Annotated in this window: 12 protein-coding genes and 1 other RNA gene; 3 read left to right on the top strand and 10 right to left on the bottom strand. The window is 72.9% G+C overall.

Going from position 1 to position 18,451, the window contains the following annotated elements:
* Positions 1–89: 89 nt before the first annotated feature.
* The gene (locus AB0E02_RS23270; RefSeq protein WP_362142239.1) at positions 90–1,076 is read right to left on the bottom strand and encodes a LysR family transcriptional regulator; all 987 of its coding nucleotides are present in this window, start codon (positions 1,074–1,076) and stop codon (positions 90–92) included.
* A 372-nt stretch (positions 1,077–1,448) separates the two neighbouring features.
* On the opposite strand from AB0E02_RS23270, the gene AB0E02_RS23265 reads away from it, so the two are divergent.
* Complete coding sequence (locus AB0E02_RS23265) at positions 1,449–2,777, top strand: MFS transporter (protein WP_362142237.1); 1,329 nt, start codon at positions 1,449–1,451, stop codon at positions 2,775–2,777.
* Positions 2,778–3,049: 272 nt separating this feature from the next.
* On the opposite strand, the gene ssrA is transcribed toward AB0E02_RS23265, so the two are convergent.
* The 5 genes from ssrA to ftsE form a co-directional block, all read right to left on the bottom strand.
* Positions 3,050–3,419, bottom strand: a transfer-messenger RNA (tmRNA) gene (gene ssrA / locus AB0E02_RS23260).
* Positions 3,420–3,664: 245 nt separating this feature from the next.
* Entirely contained in the window at positions 3,665–4,162 is a 498-nt protein-coding gene (smpB, locus tag AB0E02_RS23255; RefSeq protein WP_362142235.1) for an SsrA-binding protein SmpB, read from the bottom strand.
* An 18-nt stretch (positions 4,163–4,180) separates the two neighbouring features.
* The gene (locus AB0E02_RS23250) at positions 4,181–5,401 is read right to left on the bottom strand and encodes a S41 family peptidase (RefSeq protein ID WP_362142233.1); all 1,221 of its coding nucleotides are present in this window, start codon (positions 5,399–5,401) and stop codon (positions 4,181–4,183) included.
* Positions 5,402–5,469: 68 nt separating this feature from the next.
* Entirely contained in the window at positions 5,470–6,381 is a 912-nt protein-coding gene (gene ftsX, locus AB0E02_RS23245; RefSeq protein ID WP_030414553.1) for a permease-like cell division protein FtsX, read from the bottom strand.
* A 32-nt stretch (positions 6,382–6,413) separates the two neighbouring features.
* Positions 6,414–7,103 (bottom strand): cell division ATP-binding protein FtsE, encoded by a 690-nt coding sequence (ftsE, locus tag AB0E02_RS23240; protein WP_030414554.1) that lies wholly within the window; start codon positions 7,101–7,103, stop codon positions 6,414–6,416.
* A 251-nt stretch (positions 7,104–7,354) separates the two neighbouring features.
* Here ftsE and AB0E02_RS23235 point away from each other — a divergent pair, with 251 nt between their 5' ends.
* Positions 7,355–7,549 (top strand): hypothetical protein, encoded by a 195-nt coding sequence (locus AB0E02_RS23235; RefSeq protein WP_030414555.1) that lies wholly within the window; start codon positions 7,355–7,357, stop codon positions 7,547–7,549.
* 184 nt (positions 7,550–7,733) lie between these two features.
* Here AB0E02_RS23235 and AB0E02_RS23230 read toward each other — a convergent pair whose 3' ends face one another.
* The 4 genes from AB0E02_RS23230 to AB0E02_RS23215 form a co-directional block, all read right to left on the bottom strand.
* Complete coding sequence (locus tag AB0E02_RS23230) at positions 7,734–8,603, bottom strand: hypothetical protein (protein WP_362142230.1); 870 nt, start codon at positions 8,601–8,603, stop codon at positions 7,734–7,736.
* Positions 8,604–8,933: 330 nt separating this feature from the next.
* Positions 8,934–10,040, bottom strand: coding sequence for a peptide chain release factor 2 (prfB, locus tag AB0E02_RS23225; protein ID WP_362142228.1), 1,107 nt, complete (start codon positions 10,038–10,040; stop codon positions 8,934–8,936).
* Between the two features lie 92 nt (positions 10,041–10,132).
* Positions 10,133–11,434: a serine/threonine-protein kinase gene (locus tag AB0E02_RS23220; protein ID WP_362142226.1), complete on the bottom strand. Its 1,302-nt coding sequence runs from the start codon at positions 11,432–11,434 to the stop codon at positions 10,133–10,135.
* A 210-nt stretch (positions 11,435–11,644) separates the two neighbouring features.
* Positions 11,645–13,273 carry a serine/threonine-protein kinase gene (locus AB0E02_RS23215; RefSeq protein ID WP_362142224.1) on the bottom strand — a complete coding sequence of 543 codons (1,629 nt, stop codon included), beginning with the start codon at positions 13,271–13,273 and terminating at the stop codon, positions 11,645–11,647.
* 519 nt (positions 13,274–13,792) lie between these two features.
* On the opposite strand from AB0E02_RS23215, the gene AB0E02_RS23210 reads away from it, so the two are divergent.
* Positions 13,793–17,884 carry an FHA domain-containing protein gene (locus AB0E02_RS23210; RefSeq protein ID WP_362142336.1) on the top strand — a complete coding sequence of 1,364 codons (4,092 nt, stop codon included), beginning with the start codon at positions 13,793–13,795 and terminating at the stop codon, positions 17,882–17,884.
* Positions 17,885–18,451 lie beyond the last annotated feature (567 nt).

Raw genomic sequence — 18,451 nt, 5'->3', positions numbered from 1 at the left:
GCCGCGCCGCCGCCGAAGCACCACGCGCCCGCCACCCGTCCGCCGGTGACCGCACCCGCGCCGGGTGCCACGCTCACGCACGCCGCCCCCTACCGCCCCTGCCCGCTCTCGCCCACCCCCATCACGGCGGCATCCTCCCGAGGGAGCCAGGCGCCCGCCGGTGCGGTCAACCAGCCGTTCTTCCCTGCCAGTTCCTGCGCGGCAGCGCGTAGGGCGGTCAGGCCGGGGTGGTGCAGGTCGCGGCGCCACACCATCGAGATGGGTGACAGCGGTACGGGGTCCACGACCGGGCGCAGCGCCATCCCCGGTACGTCGATGAATTCCACGCTCGCCAGTACCGACCACCCCCGTTTCCGCACCACTCGTACGAACTCCTGTGAACCCTCGATCTCCGGGAACGGCTCGGCCATCGCGATACCCCGCCCCGCGAACAGCTGGGTCGCCAGCTCCGTCCACTCCTCGGTCTGCGGATTCCCGGCGGCCGCATAGAGCGTCTCGCCGGCCAGCTCCGCGAGCGGAACCTCGGGCCGCGACGCCAGGGGGTGGTCCTCCCGCAGCAGCACCGCCATCGGCTCCAGACGGACCGGCTGGTGTGCCAGACCGGACCGAACGGCGGGCGGCAGCCCCGCGTAGCGCCCGAAGGAGACATCGAGCCGCCCGGCGGCCAGCTCTGCCGCCGCCCCCGTCAGCCCGCTGTGGAAGCGGGCCACCAGCTCACAGCTGTCCGGCACCCGCCCCCTGGCGTCCTCCAGCACCCGGTGCGCGGTACCGATCGGCACCCCGACATCGACCAGCAGTGGCCGCTCGGGCACCGGTCGGAAGGCCGCTGCCAGTTCCTCGTGGGCGGTCAACACCCGGCGGGCGTACGGCAGTAGCCGCTCACCGTCGGCCGTGAGGGCGACCTGGCGAGTCGTCCGTACGAAGAGCGCCGTGCCCACCTCCCGCTCCAGTCGCCGGATGTCACGGCTCAGGGCCTGCTGGGCCACGTAGAGCCGGGCCGCGGCGCGGGTGAAGTGGAGTTCCTCGGCCACGGTGGTGAACGCCCGGAGCAGTCGCGGATCGATATCGAACGGCATCGGACCATCCTTGCAGCGCTCCCCTGCTACCGGCCCCGGAATACGGGGCGGGGAGACTCGCGGGCCGAGTCCCAAAGTTCCAGAGTCCAGGAGTCCCGGCCTCCCGGCCTCCCGGCCTCGCGGCGTCGCAGCGTCACGGCGTCGCAACGTCCTCCGACCCATCGCCCCCTCGCCCCACCGCCCCACTGGCCCACCGACCCACCGACTCGTCGGCCGACGTCGCCGTGCAGATTCCGCCTCCCCCGATCCACATCGCGCGCGAGCCACCGATCTACATCGCGAGTGCGTGAATGCGCCCTGATCAGGTGTTGGACGGATGGTGGAGGTGGCCGGGATCGTAAGAGCGTGATCCTTTTCCTTGCTGCTCGTCCGGTGACCGCTCCGCCCGTACGGCCGGTTGCGCGTCGGCGTCCCCGGCGCTTTCGGCTCTTCGCCCCGTACCGGCGGATCTTTGCCGTCCCCGGCACCCGGGCGTTCACCGCCGCCAATCTGCTGGCCCGCCTGCCCATGGGCATGCTCAGCGTCAGCGCCGTCCTGATGATCAGCGGCTCGCGTGGCTCCTATGCGCTGGCCGGAGCCGTCACCGCGACCGGGCTGGCGGCGACCGCGCTGGTCGGGCCGTGGACCGCCCGGATGGTCGACCGTCACGGTCAGGCCCGGATCGCCGTGCCGGCCACTGTGCTCGCGGTGCTCGGGTCGCTGTCGCTGCTGCTCTGCGCCCGCTTCGGCGCGCCCGACTGGGCACTGTTCGTCTCCTATGCGGCGACCGCCACCACCCCCAACACCGGAGGGATGTCCCGTGCCCGCTGGGCGCATCTCTTCCGCGACGACCCGGCTGCCCGGCACACCGCCAACTCCTTCGAACAGGCCGCGGACGAGCTGTGTTTCATGCTCGGACCGGTGTTCGCGACGCTGCTCTGCACGGTCGTCGCACCCGAGGCGGGCACGGCGGTGGCGGCATTCCTGCTGCTGAGCGGGGTGCTGTTGTTCGCCGCCCAGCGCCGCACGGAGCCGCCGGCGGCCGGGCGGGCGGCCGCCCGTGCCGGCGAGGTCCGCTCCCCGCTGCGGCGGCGGGGCATTCCCCTTCTGCTCGGCACGTTCCTGTGCACCGGCGCGATCTTCGGGTCGATGGAGGTCGTGACCTTGGCCTACGCCGACGGCCTCGGGATGCAGTCCGCCGCGGGCGGGCTGCTGGCCCTCCAGGCGGCCGGGTCGTGCACGGCGGGGCTCCTCTACGGCCTGCTGCGTCCGGCGGGCCGGAGCGGGCGGCGCTTCGTGGTGTGTGTCGGTGCGATGGCCGTGCTGATGCTGCTGCCCCTCCTCGCGGCGTCGACCGGGCGCCCGGGGGCGCTGGCCGCCGCACTGCTGTGCGCCGGGATGGCCACCGCGCCGACCATGGTCACGGGGATGGGGCTGGTCCAATCCCGCACGCCGGCGGCTCAGTTGAACGAAGGGATGACGCTCGCCGTGACGGCTCTGCTCGGTGGTATCGCGGCCGGTTCGGCGGCGGGGGGCTGGGTCGTGGATCACGTGGCGGGGGCTGGGGTTGCGTACGGGGTTCCGGCCGTGGCCGCCGGGCTGGCCGTACTCCTTGCCCTGCCGACGGCCGCCACCTCCCCGTCGTCCGACGCTTCGTCCGGCGCTTCGTCCGGCATCTCGTCCGGCACTGCGTCCGCCACCGGCGACCAGGAGTTGGGTTGAGGTTGCATGCTGTGTCGCGTTCATGCACCCAGCGTGACGAAGCCCGGCCGGATCCACATCGACCCAGGGGTTGTCATACCGAGGGTTGAGAGCGAGAGAGGGCGAGAGGGAGACGAGAGGGACACCCGAAGCGCGGAGACGCGCGGAGAAGCACGAAAAGGCAGCCGACCGAAGCGAGGAGGCAGCGGGAGAGGGGAGGCGAGAGGAGGGAAGGGGGCAAAAAAGCAGCTGCCCCGGCGGGAAATCGCCGGGGCAGCTGCTTTACATGGGATGAGTGGAGATGGCGGGAATCGAACCCGCGTCCAACGGTGCGGAAACAGGGCTTCTCCGAGTGCAGTTCGCTGTGATTTTCTCAGCCCCGGAGATCACGCGAACAAGTCTCCGACGGGCTCAGTCACTGTTTGATTTCCTCCTGCACCCCGTGACCGGGTTCAGGAGTTTAGTCCCCTAGCTGATGCCAGGATCCGGGTCGGGAACAGCCCCGGGCTGACACTTCGCAAGTCGCTACTTAGGCAGCGAGGGCGAAGGAATCGCGCTTGGTGTTGGCGATTATTGGTTTCGGCCTATGGTTTACGAGATCATGGCCGCTTCCTCGACTCGCTTCCCCTGCTTCGACATCCGCTGTCGAAACCGATCATCCCCATGTTGATTTATCAAGATGGACCCCGGCGCCTACACCATGACGCCTGCGGTTCCCGCACCCTCTGTGGGATGCGGAGCCATCGTACGTGAACAACGCCTGAGGTTGCCAGCGTATTCCGCGGGCCGCCGCCCGGCCGGAACCGCCCGCGCCACACCCCGTACCGGCCCGCCGGCCGGAAACCGCGCCGCTTCGACCCGCCGACCCGGGCCCGCCCGCGTCGTGCCCACGCACCGGCCGGCCGTGATCAGGCGCGCTGGCGGCGGCGGGCCGCCGAGACCGCGCGCTCCGCCTCGCGTCGGTCCTGCTGCTCGCGGAGGGTCTGCCGCTTGTCGTACTCCTTCTTGCCCCTGGCCAGCGCGATCTCGACCTTGGCCCGGCCGCCCTTGAAATACAGGGCCAGCGGGACGATCGTGTGGCCGGTCTCCTGGCTCTTGGACTCCAGCTTGTCGATCTCGACGCGGTGCATCAGCAGCTTCCGCTTGCGCCGGGCGGAGTGATTCGTCCAGGTTCCCTGGGCGTATTCCGGGATGTGTACGTTGTGCAGCCAGGCCTCGTTGCCGTCGATCTGGACGAATCCGTCGACCAGTGATGCCCGGCCCTGGCGCAGCGACTTCACCTCGGTGCCGGTCAATACCAGCCCGCACTCGTAGGTGTCCAGAATGTGGTAGTCGTGCCGCGCCTTCTTGTGCTGCGCCACGAGCTTGCGCCCGGGGTCCTTGTCCTTGCCCTTTTGCTTAGCCATAGTGCGGCCATTTTCGCACTACGTGCCGGTCCCGAGGCCACTCAATACTGTGCGGGCCCGCCGCTCGGCATGGTCCTCGACGACCAGGTCGGGGGTGAGCCCGGCGTCGTCGACGGTCCGCCCGGAGGGGGTGCGGTAGTGGCCGACGGTGAGCTCGGCCACCGAGCCGTCGGGCAGCCGGCTGGGCATCTGCACCGAGCCCTTGCCGAAGGTCGGGGAGCCGACCACGATGGCCCGGCCGCGGTCCTGGAGGGCGCCGGCGAGCAGTTCGGCGGCGCTCATCGTGCCGCCGTCGACGAGAACGACGAGTGGCAGGCGGGTGTTCCCGCCGCGCTGTGCGTACAGGGCGCGCTGGCTGCCCCGTACGTCGTAGGTGGCGACCAGGCCGCCGTCGAGGAAGGCGGAGGCGGTGGCGACGGATTCGGTGACCAGGCCGCCCGTATTGCCGCGCAGGTCGAGCAGCACGCCGCCGTGCGGGGAGGCGTCGCGGACGGCACTGCGGACCGCGGCGCCGGTGCCCTTGGCGAACGAGGTGATCTTGACGCGGGTGGGGCCGTGCGGACCGGCCGGCCGGTCGACGGTGACGTTCCGGGTGCGCAGCCGGGTGCGGTGCAGGGTGAGGCTCCACCGCCGGGTGCCGCGCTGGAGGTCGAGGCGTACCGGCGTGCCGGCGCCGGCGGCGGCCGTGCGCGAGCCGTCCGGGGCGTCGCCGCGGAGCCGGGCGACGGTCTCGGTGACCGGCTGCCCCTGAGTGGTCCGGCCGTCGATGGCGCGCAACCGGTCGTGGACGGCGATACCGGCGCGGGCGGCGGGGCCGCCGCGCTGCACCCGGGAGACCTCGGTGCGGCCGCCGGCCAGCTGCCGCACCCACAGGCCGACGCCGACGTAGGCGCCGCCCAACTGCCGCTGGAAGTCCTCGAATTCGCCCTGGGTGTAGATCGTCGACCAGCGGTCGCCACTACGGCTGACGACCTCGGCGGCGGCCTGAGAACCGGACTTGCCGTCCTCGATGGCCTCGGCGGCGGCCCGCTCGACGGCCGCGCGGTCGGCGGTGGCGGCCTCCGGGGGGCGCGCACCGGACGCCGGGCGCTTGGGGATGCCGTGGCCCACCGCGCCTTCGGCCTCGTCGCTCCAGGTGCCGGTCACCGCGCCGGTGGCGAGCACCCCGGCGAGGAACAACGTGAGGGCCGCCCCGCGGCGGTAGCGGCGGGGCCGGTCGTACGAACACGGGCCCGACATGCGGGTGAGTCTAGGGGACGAAAGGGCGCCGTACGGCGAGTTGTCCGTACGGCGCCCGTTGGCGAAGCTCACACCTTGAGGTACTTGCGCAGCGCGAAGAACGCGGCGAGCGCGGGCATCAGCAGCCCGATCAGGAGGACCAGCGGGAGCACCGCCGCCACCGAGTCCCAGCCGATGAAGTTGATCACCTGGATCTTCTTCGCCAGCCAGTTGTTGACGAGGAGGTACTTGCCGCCGACGATCAGCACACAGGCGAATCCGGCGCCCAGCAGGCCCGCGATGGCGGCCTCCAGGATGAACGGCATCTGGATGTAGAAGCTGGACGCTCCCACGAGCCGCATGATGCCGGTCTCCCGCCGGCGGCTGAACGCCGACACCCGCACGGTGTTGACGATCAGCATCAGCGCGACGACGAGCATCAGCCCCATCACGCACAACGCGGCGATGTTCATGCCGTTGAGGAGGTTGAACAGCGGCTCGACGGTGTCGCGTTGGTCCTGCACCTCCTGGACACCGGGCCGCTCGGAGAACGCCGACTTGATGACCTTGAACTTCGTGGGGTCCTTCAGCTTGACGCGGAACGACTCGGGAAGCTGGTCGGGCGTCACCAGGCCGGCGACGGGGGTGTCGCCGAACTGCTCCTTGTAGTGCTTGTAGGCCTGGTCGCTGGACTCGTACTGCACGTTCGCAACGATCGGCAGCCGGTTCAGCTCGGCCTTGATGTCGTCCTTCTGCTGCTGGGTGGCGGCGCCCTTGGCGCAGTTGGCGCCGGTCTCGGCGTCGTTCTTGTTGCAGAAGAAGATGGAGACGTTGACCTTGTCGTACCAGTAGCCCTTCATGGTGCTGACCTGGTCGCGCATCAGCAGCGAGGCGCCGAACAGGCCGAGCGAGAGGGCTACGGAAACGATGACGGCGAAGGTCATCGTGAGGTTTCGGCGGAGACCGACGCCGATCTCCGACAGGACGAACTGGGCGCGCATGGCGTCCTTTCAGTACTGGGGGCCGTACACGCTTAGTGCTGGTAGCCGTACACGCCGCGCGACTGGTCGCGTACGAGCCGGCCCTTTTCGAGTTCCATGACCCGCTTGCGCATCTGGTCGACGATCTGCTGGTCGTGGGTGGCCATGACCACCGTGGTTCCGGTCCGGTTGATCCGGTCCAGCAGCTTCATGATGCCGACCGAGGTCTGCGGGTCGAGGTTGCCGGTGGGCTCGTCCGCGATGAGCAGCAGCGGACGGTTGACGAAGGCCCGTGCGATGGCGACGCGCTGCTGCTCACCACCGGAGAGTTCGCCCGGCATGCGGTCCTCCTTGCCGCCGAGGCCGACGAGTTCGAGGACCTCGGGGACCGTCTTGCGGATCTGGCCGCGCGGTTTGCCGATGACCTCGAGGGCGAAGGCGACGTTCTCCCCGACGGTCTTGTTGGGGAGCAGCCGGAAGTCCTGGAAGACCGTGCCCACCTGGCGCCGCATCTGCGGGACCTTCCAGTTGGAGAGCTTGCCGAGGTCCTTGCCGAGTACGTGCACATGGCCATGGCTGGCCCGCTCCTCGCGCAGCAGCAGCCGCAGGAAGGTGGACTTGCCGGAGCCCGAGGAGCCCACCAGGAAGACGAACTCGCCGCGCTCGATCTCGAGCGAGACGTCCCTGAGTGCAGGACGGTTCTGCTTCGGGTAGGTCTTGGAGACGTTGTCGAATCGGATCACTGATGCACCACGGTCGACCTGGATAGGGGCACGGGCTGCCGAGTTGCGGCTCCCGTCGGTGTGCGTGACCATACGCGAACCTCGCGCGGCGGTGCAGTCGGCGGAGGGGTTGGTGCGGTTATTCACGGCACCTACGGGGACAAAAGGGCGCACAATTCCGGGGCGCGCGCCGTTCCGCCGGGGAGCTGGCACAGTGGAAGAGGGAACCAATGCACCCTCCGGGGCGTTGGTGCAGTGGAGAAGGAGGTCGCATGACGTACGACCGACTGGTGTGCGCCAACTGCGCGGCCCCTGTGAGCGAGGGCCGCTGCCCCGTGTGCCGAGCGAGCAGGGAACGGCTCCAGCAGCAGGCAGGCGGTGTGTTCGCCCAGCTCAGCCCGGCGATGCTGGTGGCTTTGACGGTCCTGCTGCTCGCGGTGGGACTGCTGCTGCACCAGACCGTCTGACGCCGCTCGGACGAAGCCGGCGCGACGTGGCCGGGTGATCATGCGAGTGGACCACTGTCCGTTACGCCGCGCTTACGGTGGTGTTCGCCCGGTGACGGGCGGCCCGGAGTGATGCAGCGGCCGGAGGAACGCCGAGGGCCCGGAGCGCATGCGCGCCCCGGGCCCCTGTGCTACCGCGTCAGCGTCAGGCCGCAGCCGCGCCGCCGCCGTTCTTGTTGATCAGGCGGGGCAGCATACGGAAGCCGACACCGCCCGCGATCATCGTGGCCGCACCGATCAGCAGGAAGGTGGTGCCGGAGGAACCGGTCTCGGCCAGCTCCCCGCCCTTCGCCTGCTGCTTGGCCTGGCCGGGCGTGTCAGCGATCTGCTCCTTGCCCTTGCCGGGCTGCTCGATCGGCTTGGAGCCCTCGTTGTCGGTGCCGGTGCCGGTGGAGTCGCCGCCGGTGGTGCTGCCGCTCTGGCCGCCGTTGCCGCCGTTGCCGCCACCGCTCTGGCCGCCGTTGTGGCCGCCACCGTTGTTGCCGCCGTCCTGGCCGCCGTTCTGACCGCCGGCCTGGCCGCCGTTCTGACCGCCGGCCTGGCCGCCGTTCTGACCGCCATCCTGGCCGCCGTTCTGGCCACCGTTCTGACCGCCGGCCTGGCCGCCGTTCTGGCCACCGTCCTGGCCGCCGTTCTGACCGCCGTCCTGGCCGCCGGCCTGACCACCGTCGTCGGTGCCACCGACCTGGCCGCCGTCGTCCGAGCCGCCGATCTCGCCGCCGGCCTGACCGCCGTCGTCCGAACCGCCGATCTCGCCGCCGATCTGGCCGCCGTCGTCCGAGCCGCCGACCTGACCGCCGTTGTCCGAACCGCCGGCGTCGCCACCGGAGTCGCCGCCGGAGTCGCCGCCGCCGATGATCCCGCCGATGATGCCGCCGATGATCCCGCCGTCGGAGCCGCCGGTCTCACCCGGGCTGGCCGCGGAAGCGGCGCCGGCGGCGGTGAGCGACGCACCGGCCGCGATCACCGCACCAGCTGCAATGCGCGCCACGCGCAGCCGCGTCTTCTTCGTCATGTACTGCTACCCCCAGTAGCTGAACTCGTCATGGGTGCACCGCTGCACGGGGCGACCAGCGCTGGGGGTAGGCGAGTTCCGGCCACGGATGCCGACTGGCCGCTCATCTCCCCGTTACTGCACGCGCCCCGGAACATACGCATGCCGCGCTCAGCCTTCCCAGTACGGCCGATATCGTCAAGGTCGAATAAAGACCGGATGCCCGAATTACTGAGAGTTGGGCGGTACATGGACATACGACTGTGACCAAACCGCCACAGCAAAAACAACTGCCTCCATGACGGAGGCAGTTGTTCCGGTGTCAGGTGGCCCGGACGCGGGGCCGTCGGGCTACTTCTCCTGCTGCTTGCGCCAGCGGATTCCGGCCTCCAGGAAGCCGTCGATGTCACCGTCCAGCACGGCCTGCGGGTTGCCGACCTCGAACTCGGTCCGCAGGTCCTTGACCATCTGGTAGGGGTGCAGGACGTACGAACGCATCTGGTTGCCCCAGGAGTTGCCGCCGTCGCCCTTGAGCGCGTCCATCTTGGCCTGCTCCTCCTGGCGGCGGCGCTCGAGGAGCTTGGCCTGGAGGACGTTCATCGCGGTCGCCTTGTTCTGGATCTGCGAGCGCTCGTTCTGGCAGGAGACGACGATGCCGGTGGGGAGGTGCGTCAGCCGGACCGCGGAGTCGGTGGTGTTCACGCCCTGACCGCCGGGGCCCGAGGAGCGGTACACGTCCACCCGCAGGTCGGACTCGTCGATCTCGATGTGGTCGGTCTGCTCGACGACGGGCAGCACCTCGACGCCGGCGAACGACGTCTGGCGGCGGCCCTGGTTGTCGAACGGCGAGATGCGCACCAGGCGGTGCGTGCCCTGCTCGACGGAGAGCGTGCCGTAGGCGTACGGGACGTTGACCGCGAAGGTGGTCGACTTGATGCCGGCCTCTTCGGCGTACGAGGTCTCGTAGAGCTCGGTCTTGTAGCCGTGCCGCTCGGCCCAGCGCAGGTACATCCGCTGGAGCTTCTCGGCGAAGTCGGCGGCGTCCACGCCACCGGCCTCGGCGCGGATGTTGACGACCGCCTCACGGGAGTCGTACTCGCCGGAGAGCAGGGTGCGGACCTCCAGCTCCTCCACGGCCTTGCGGACGTCGGCCAGCTCGCCCTCGGCCTCGACGCGGGCGTCCTCGTCGCCCTCGGCCTCGGCCAGCTCGAAGAGCACCTCGAGGTCGTCGACCCGGCCCCGCAGCTCCTCGGCCCGGCGCAGCTGGCCCTGGAGGTAGGACAGCTGGCTGGTGACCTTCTGGGCACTCTCGGGGTCGTCCCACAGGGACGGCGCCGCCGCTTGTTCCTCAAGCACGGCGATGTCGGCCCTCATCTTGTCGAGGTCCAGGACGGCCTCGATCGACCCCATGGTCGAGGAGAGGGACTTCAGCTCTTCGGATACATCGACGACTGCCACGCACCCAGCCTAACGGCTACCACGCCGAACCTGACCCGGCCCCGGCAGGACGGGCCTGCCGGGGCCGGGCCGGGAGCGGCCCCCGGGGGGCGTCAGGGGGTCTCCTGCTCCGACTGGTGGACGCCCGGCGGGGCCTCGCCGGCGTCGTCGTCCCCGGAGGCCAGCCAGCCGCCCAGGCCGGCCGCCACGACCACCACGGCCGCGGCCGCCCCCAGCTTGATCCGGCGGCGGCGCACCGCCTCCGCCGAGCCCCGGTGCCGCGCCGAGCCGGCCCGGCGTTCCCCGGCCGCCCGCGGGGCCCGGGCGGTGCCGTGGGCGCCGCCGGCCAGCTCGTCGGGGCCGGGCACCCGCATGCTGGTGTGCGTCTCCCGGTTGGAGTCGGGCGCCGACCCCTGCACCAGGGGGACGGCGCCGCGCTGCGGAACGGTCTCGCCCGCCGACGGGTAGAACGGTTCCTCACGGGTCCCCGGGGCCGCGCCGTCCGGCTCGTCGTCGGGGCGGTCGCCCTCCGGCTCGTCGATGTCCAGCGGCGGCATCCCGGCCAGCCCCGGCAGCAGCTCCCGCAGCCGGGCGGCCAGCTCCGCGGCGCGCAGCCGGGACGCCGGCGCCTTGGCCAGGCACTGCAGCAGCAGCTGCCACAGCTCGTCGGGGATACCGGGCAGCGGCGCCACGCTCTCGGTGACGTGGCGGCGCAGTACGGCCCCGGGGTGGCCGCCCCCGAAGGGCGTGAACCCGGCGAGCAGCTCGTACAGGACGGTCGCCAGGGCGTAGATGTCCACCGAGGCGCGCGGCGGCAGACCCTCGATGATCTCCGGGGCGAGGTAGTCGGGGGTGCCGATGACCCTGCTGGCATGGCCTCTGCCCTGGGCCGCGGATCCGTGGGCGAGGGTCCGGCGCGGCGAGTCGACGAGCCGGGCGATGCCGAAGTCGGTGAGCAGCGCGGGGTGCGCGCCACCGGGTCCGAGCGGCCCCTGCATGTCGAGCAGGACGTTCTCGGGCTTGACGTCGCGGTGCACGATCCGCGCGGCGTGCGCGGCGGCGAGCCCGTCGGCGACGTCGGCGACGATCGCGACGGCGGCCTCCGGGGCCAGCCGGCGCTCGCGCTCCAGACGGGTGCGCAGGTCGGTGCCGCGCACCAGGTCCATCACCAGCGCCAGGTCGTTGCCGTCGACGACCAGATCGCGGACGCCGACGACGTGCGGGTCCGCGAGGCCCAGCAGCGCCGCCCGCTCCTGTACGAAGCGGCCGACGAGCTCCTGGTCGGAAGCGAGGTCCTCACGCAACAGCTTGATGGCCACGGCCCCTTCGGGCCCCTCGCCCAGCCATACCGTGCCGGCACTGCCGCGCCCCAGGATCTGGTGGGCGGTGTACCGGCTGCCGATCTTCCGTGCCAAAACTGCTCCGACGTGTCGGGCCCCCGAGCGTCCTGCGGGGGCTGAGGTTGGCGTCAAAGCTACGCGGATGCCACCGGGTTCCGTGCCCCGGAAGGCGGCAACCTTCACTTCTGAGAGCGAAATTGCCCGCCAGAAGTCGACAAATCAACTGAGCCGCCCCGGGACCGGCGGTCCTGGGGCGGCTCGTCAGCCGCTGAGGGGCGGCCCGTGTCAGCCGCTGAGCTTGTTCACGAAGCGCTCGACCTGGTTGTACATGTGGCCGATCTGCGAGAAGAAGCCGCGGGTCGTGCCGATCCACTCCTGGAGCGGGGTGAGCTCCCAGATCAGCCACGCGGCCACGAACAGCAGTATCAGCGTGACCAGACAGCCCTTGAGGCAGCCCAGGCCGGGGATCCGCATCGGGTTGGCGCTGCGCGGACGGGGCTCGCGCCGCGGACGGGGCTCCGGGGCCGGCGGCCGCTGCGGCTCGTACCGCTGCGGCGGCGGCTCCTGGCGGCGCTGCGGGGCCTGCGCGTACGGCACCGGGGCCGGCTGCCGGTACGGGGGCTGCTGCGGCGGCTGCTGGGGCGCGGCCGGACGGCGCTGCGGACGGCGGCGCAGCGGATCCTCGTTCGGGTCCAGGTACTGCACCTGCGTCTGCTCGTTGCGGTCCCGGGCGGCGCGCATCTGCGACTCCCACGGATGCGGGCCGTCGGGCTGCTGCACACCCGCGGCGGGTGCACCGGCCGGCATGGGCGGCACCGGCGGCATCGCCCGGGTCGGATCGGCGCCCCGGCCGCCCGGTGCGCCCGGAACGCCCGTCGAGGGCAGCACGCTGGTCGCCGCGGCCGGGTCGTACGAACCCGCGCCGGACGGGAGGACCTGGGTGGGGTCGGCGTCACCGCTCCCCTGGCCGCCGTCGGTGCCGGGGACGGTCGCGGGCGCCGGGTCCGGGGCCAGCAGCGCGGCGACGCCCAACGCGGCCTCGGCCTGCGCCGGGGTGGCGTGCACCCCGACGCCGGAGGCGACGGTGCGCAGCGCACGGGCGAGGTTCTCGGCGCTGGGCCGCTCCTCGGGGCGCTTGCGCAGACAGCGCTCAATGACGGTCCACAGCGGTTCGGGGAGCGTGCCGGGGCGCTGCGGCTCCTCGCTCAGGTGCCGGTGCAGCACCTCCAGGGCCGTCGATCCGGCGAACGGCGGGCGGCCGGTCACCAGCTCGTACAGGAGGATGCCGGCACCGTAGATGTCCACGGCGGAGGTCTGCGGGCGGCCCTCGGCGGACTCCGGCGCCACGTAGGCGGGGGTGCCGACGAATTCGTGGGTGCGGGTCAGGCCCGGGGAGTCGGCGAGCCGGGCGATGCCGAAGTCGGTCAGCATCGGGTGCATCTCGCCGCCGCCGTCGGACCCGGCGAGCAGGACGTTCGCCGGCTTCAGGTCGCGGTGGACCACGCCGTCCGCGTGGCTGGCGGCCAGTGCGTCGGCGATCTGGGCGGTGAGGAGGGCGGCCGCCACCGGGCTGAAGGGGCCGTTGTCGCGCAGGTAGCGGTGCAGGTCCGGGCCGTCGACCAGGTCCATGACCAGCGCGAGCAGATCACCCTCGACGACGAGATCGCGGGTGCGGACGATGTTCGGGTGGGTGAGCCGCAGCAGGACCGAGCGCTCACGCAGGAAGCGCATCACCACGTCCGCGTCGTGCGCCAGCTCCTCCTTGAGGACCTTGATCGCGACCGTCTCACCGGGCTCTCCCGCCACGGCGGCCTCGGCGCCCGCCGTCTCCCGCTGGCGGGCACGCCAGACGGTGCCCGTGGCGCCGCGTCCCAGCGGCTCCTCAAGCAGGTACTTGCTGCCTACCGGCCGCACGTCATGCGCTCCCTGGTCGTGGTGGATCTCCTGCCGGCCCACCGGACCGGCCGTTCGGCTCCGCGCCGTCCGGTCATGGTCACCGTCGCGCGGTCCGTCCGATCCACTGTAGGGCCTGCGGCCCGCCACGCCGTCGCACAAGCTTTTCGTTCCGGCGGGCCGGGCTCGTGGGAAGACGCACGTTCCGGGCGGATGGTTGCGCGCCGCCCGCGGCCGGCCGCGGACCGGCGCACCACCCGGACAAGACGGTTCGGAGCTGATCACGACGTTCCGAACCCGTCCGGCCACGGCCCGCAACCAGGCACTTTTTCGTCCGGACACGACAAAACAAGATCACGGAGTGGCAGTCGGCGGGCGTGTTGTCAGTCCCAGGTGCGAGGATGCACCCAGCACGATGCGGTGGGGGCGCGCGGTCTTTGTCGCGACGTGCACCTGGGACTTGTCCGTGCCGACGTGCCCGGGCGGGCGGGGGAGCGAACGGCCCCTGCCGGCCCCCGGCAGAAGGGACCGTTGACGGCGATGCAGATCCGGCTGACCGTCCTCGGGCCGCGCAGCGGCCCCACCACACGGGCCTGCGACGTGCTCGTGACGGCCCCCGCCGGGACCGCGCTGGCAGCGGTGGCCGGCTCCCTGGCGGCCTCCGTCGCGGGCCCGGGCGCGGACACCGGCGCGGGCGGCGGCAGCGGCCCCGTCGTGCTCTACGCCGGCACCGAACGCCTCGACCCGCAGCGCGCCGCAATCGGCGAGCCGCCCCTGATCGACGGCGCGGTGCTCTCCGTCCAGGGCCCCGGCCCCGCCCCGGCACACGGCCTGCCGCACGGCACCGCCCGGCTGCGCGTCATCTCCGGACCCGACGCCGGCGGCGTCCACCTGCTGCACGGCGGCCAGATCCGCATCGGCCGCTCCGCCGACGCCGACGTCCCCCTCGACGACCCGGACGTCTCCCGGCTGCACTGCGCCGTGACCGTCGAACCGGACGGCTCGGTCCACGTCGCCGACCTGCGCTCCACGAACGGCACCGCCGTCGACGGCACCGGCCTCGGCGACCTGCCCGCCCCGCTCCCGCCCGGCGCCCTGCTGCGCATCGGCGAATCCACCCTCCGCCTGCAGCCCGCCCCCACCACCCCGGACCCCGCCCTGGAGACCACCCCGGACGGCGAGGGCCGGCTGCGCATCGCCACGGGCGCGGGGGGCGGGTACGCGCGGGTCGCCGAGGGTGGCGGAGGCGGCGGGACCGGTGGGACCGGTGGGGCTGGTGCAGCTGCTGGAGCCGGTGGGGCTCAGGTGACCGGTGGGGCCGGTGCGCTCGGTGCTCCCGGTGCGCACGGTGCTGCCGGCGGGCTCGGTGCGCCGGCACCGGCTTTCGGGCCTCCCCCGGCAAGGGCCACGGGACCGGCCGCCCCTCTGCCCGCTCCTCGTACGGCCTGGTCACCGGACCCGGCCGGCCGGCGTGACACCCCGCTGCGCGGCACTCCGGCCGGGCCGGCCCACCCGGACGCCGCCACGGCTCATGGACTGGGCCACGGCCCGGGCCTGGCAGCCGGCCCCGGCATCCACGAGCACCCGCACGGCGAACGCCCCGACCGCGAGCCGCAGAACCGCGCGCACCCCGGCCATCCGGGGCCCGAGCATCCGGGCCACGAGCTTCCCGGTCACGAGCTTCCCGGCCACGCACTTCCTGGCAACGACCGCCCGTACGGCGACCATCCGTACGGCGAGTATCCGTACGGCGAGTATCCGGCGCCTGGGTATCCGCACGACGCCTCGACGGCCGGCGCCCAGGGCCGGCCGTACGGCGAGGACCGTACCCACGGCGGCCAGCAGAGCCTGGCGCCCGCCGAGGACACCGACGCGGAGGACGCGTCGCGTTACGGCACCGCGCCCCGCAAGGGCGGCCGGCGCGGCGGGATCGGGGCCTGGGCGCGCCGGCTGACCGGCGCCCGGCCCACCACGGACCGGCCCTACGACGACCTCCCGGCATCCAACCTGCCGGCGTCCAGCGCATCCCAGCCCTCCCCGGTAGCGCCGCCCGGTGACGGAGCGATGGCCCCGGCCGCCTCCGGAACCGCCCCGGACGAACGATGGCCGGATGCCGCCGCCGTCCTGCTCACCGCGCTGGGCCCGGGCCCCCGGCTCTGGGAGCGCGGCCCGGACCACCCCGACACCCTCACGGTCCGGCTGGGCACGGCCGGCCGCGACGGCGGCCGCACCGCCCTGCCCGTCACGATCGGGCTGCGCCGGGCCGGCTCCCTCGGCCTGGCCGGGCCGCGCGCCCGCCTCGCCGGACTCGCCCGTTCCGCGATCGCCCAGCTCGCCGCCCTGCACTCCCCCGCCACCCTGGACATCGTGCTGATCAGCACCGACCGGGCACGCACCACCGAGGAACGGGTCGCCGACTGGTCCTGGCTCGGCTGGCTGCCACACCTCCACCCCGCCCACGGCCAGGACTGCCGGCTGCTGCTCGCCTACGACAAGGAACAGGCCACGGCGCGCACCGCCGAACTCGTCCGACGGCTCGACGACTGCCCGCTGGGCCCCGGCTGGGCCAGCGCCGAACGCGCCGAGATCGCCCTCGCCGCCGCCCGCCACCAAGGACCGTTCACCCTCCTGATCGTCGACGGCGACCCCGGCTCGTCCGCACTGCGCGAGACCACCGCGCGGCTGGCCACCGCCGGCGCGGCAGCCGGCGTCCATCTCCTCTGCCTGGCCGAAACCCCGGCCGCCTCCCCCGCCTTCCCGCTGGCCGCCACGTACGAGGCGGCCCGGGCCGCGTCGCCCGCCTTCGGGGAGTGCGGCGCGGTGGCGGTCCTCAGCGGCGACGTCGCCACCGCGGTCCGCGTCGTCCAGCCCGGATCCGGACCGAACGGGACGATCGCCACGGTCGACGCGGTCTCCGCCGCCTGGGCCGAGCGGTTCGCCCGCGCCCTGGCGCCGCTGCGCGAGGCCGAGACCACGGCCGGCGGCGCCCGCACGACGCCCCGCGCGGCCGTCCCGCTCCCCGCAACGGCCCGGCTCCTGGACGAACTCGGACTGGCCCGCGCCACCCCCGCCTCCCTGATGGCCCGCTGGGCCGCCACCCTGGACACCGACCGGCCCGGCGCCACCGCCGTACTGGGGGCCGGACCGCACGGACCGGTGTGCGCCGACCTGGCCGCCGAGGGCGCCCCCCTCCTCGTCGAAGGCCCCGCCGCCGGCGGCAAAACCGAACTGCTCCGGTCCCTGGCTGCCTCCCTCGCCGCCGCCGACCGCCCCGACCTGCTGTCCCTGGTGCTGGTGGACGGCGGCGGCACCGACCGCGGCGAAGGCCTGCGGGTGTGTACCGACCTGCCGCACGTCACGACGTACCTCGCCGCGTCCGACCCGGTCCGCATGCGCGCGTTCGCCCAGGCCCTCTCCTCCGAACTCAAACGCCGCGCCGAAATACTGTCCGGCACCCCCTTCACCGACTGGCGCACCAAACACCTCCCGGCCCCCCGCGTCATCGCCCCCCGCCGCCCCACCGAAGGCCGCACGGGCGAAAGCCGCGTGGGCGAAGGCCGCGTGGGCGAAGGCCGCGTGGGCGAAGGCCGCATGGGAGAGGCCCGCGCTTCGGGTGACCATGGACCGCAACGTGCACAAGGTGCACGGGCACAAGGTGCACGGGCACAAGGTGCACAGGCACAAGGTGCACAGGCACAGGGTGCACAGGCACAAGGTGCCACGCCCACCGCACCGCAAGGCCGTACCTACGGCGAGACAAACGCCGAGCAGCACGACGCGCCGCCGACGAGCCACACCCCCGAGCCCGGCGGCACCCCCGCCTACACCTCCCAGCCCACCGAGACCGCCGGGACCCCCAGGACCTCCGGAACCACCGACTACACACAGTACGGAAATAGTCACGGAGAGCAGGAACTAATCACGCTCCGTAATCGTTGCCGTAACGAAGGAGGCAGCACAGCGGCGGCGGACCCGTCCGACACCGGCACCCTGGCGAGCACGGGCACCCTCCGCCTCCGCTCCCGCCCCGGAGCCCCGACGCCCACCCCAACCACCCCCGCATCCGACCCCGACACCACCCCCACCGCCCCGCCCACCTCGCTCGACCCCGCGGCCCCGATGCCGCGCCTCTTCATCCTGGTCGACGACTTCGACGCACTGGTCGCCCCCGCACTCGGCAGCCCCGGCCGCCCGGCGGCCGGCTCCGTGGTGCGCGCGCTGGAGGCAGTGGCGCGGGACGGGGCTGCGCTCGGCGTCCATCTCATAGCCACGACCGGCCACCCGGACCGCACGGCCGACACCGCGACCAGCGAACTGGCTGCGCTGCGCGTCGAGTTGGGTACACCCGAGGACCCGTCAGAGCCCGCCCCGGTCGGCCGCGGGCGGCTCCACCGTGTGGCGGACAGCTCCGCCACACCGTTCCAGGCCGGCCGGGTGACCGGCCGGATACCCCGTACGTCCACGCTCCGGCCGACGGTCGTCCCGCTGGAGTGGCAGAGGATGGGCGACCCACCGGCCCGACGCCCGCTGCGCGAACTCGGCAACGGCCCCACCGACCTCGCCCTGCTCGCCAGTGCGCTCCACCGGGCTGCCCAGTCCTCGGGGGCATCGCCGGCGGCACCGCTGATCTGAGTGCCGAGCGCTTACCGCTGGCGTGAGCGCTTGGGGTGGTCTGGTCTGTGCGCTTGGGGCGGGCGTGGCTGAGCGCTTGGGGTGGGCGGGACTGAGCGCTTGGGGTGGGCGGGGTGGCTCGGAGCTCCGAGCATCGGGGTGCCCGCTGTGGGGCTGCCCACTGTTGGGGTGCCCGCTGTTGGGGTGCCCGCTATAGGGGGCACCCACTGAGGCAGGAGGTACTGCTGCGGCTGGTTATGCCGCTGGGGACGGGCTGGCGGTGGGGGTGTAGGGCGAGGCCGCGGGACAGGGCCGCGGGGCGGGGCGGGTGGCGGGTCTGCTTGGTGGGGGCTGAGGGTGGGCCTTCCGGGCTACACCGGTTGGGCCTGGAGCTGTGCCGGTTTGGGCCTGGAGCTGCGCCGGGGTGGGGGCTGGGAGCTGTGCCGGGTTGGGCCTGGAGCTGCGCCGGGGTGGGGGCTGAAGCTGCGTTCGGGGTGTGGCTGGGCTGCGTTCGGGGGTGTGGCCGGTGCTGGGTTCGGGTTCGGGGTCGGGGCTGGGTTCGGGTTTGAGGCGGGGACTGCGGGGGGT

It is taken from the genome of Streptomyces sp. NPDC048196 (assembly GCF_040652715.1).
Classification (GTDB): domain Bacteria; phylum Actinomycetota; class Actinomycetes; order Streptomycetales; family Streptomycetaceae; genus Streptomyces; species Streptomyces siderophoricus.
This window is presented reverse-complemented; position numbering and strand designations above follow the sequence as displayed.

What these genes read in the sequence shown, in the direction of transcription:
- AB0E02_RS23270 (WP_362142239.1), bottom strand. Translation starts at nt 1,076, where the DNA reads ATGCCGTTCGATATCGATCCGCGACTGCTCCGGGCGTTCACCACCGTG.
- smpB (WP_362142235.1), bottom strand. Translation starts at nt 4,162, where the DNA reads ATGGCTAAGCAAAAGGGCAAGGACAAGGACCCCGGGCGCAAGCTCGTG.
- AB0E02_RS23250 (WP_362142233.1), bottom strand. Translation starts at nt 5,401, where the DNA reads ATGTCGGGCCCGTGTTCGTACGACCGGCCCCGCCGCTACCGCCGCGGG.
- ftsX (WP_030414553.1), bottom strand. Translation starts at nt 6,381, where the DNA reads ATGCGCGCCCAGTTCGTCCTGTCGGAGATCGGCGTCGGTCTCCGCCGA.
- AB0E02_RS23235 (WP_030414555.1), top strand. Translation starts at nt 7,355, where the DNA reads ATGACGTACGACCGACTGGTGTGCGCCAACTGCGCGGCCCCTGTGAGC.
- AB0E02_RS23230 (WP_362142230.1), bottom strand. Translation starts at nt 8,603, where the DNA reads ATGACGAAGAAGACGCGGCTGCGCGTGGCGCGCATTGCAGCTGGTGCG.
- AB0E02_RS23210 (WP_362142336.1), top strand. Translation starts at nt 13,793, where the DNA reads ATGCAGATCCGGCTGACCGTCCTCGGGCCGCGCAGCGGCCCCACCACA.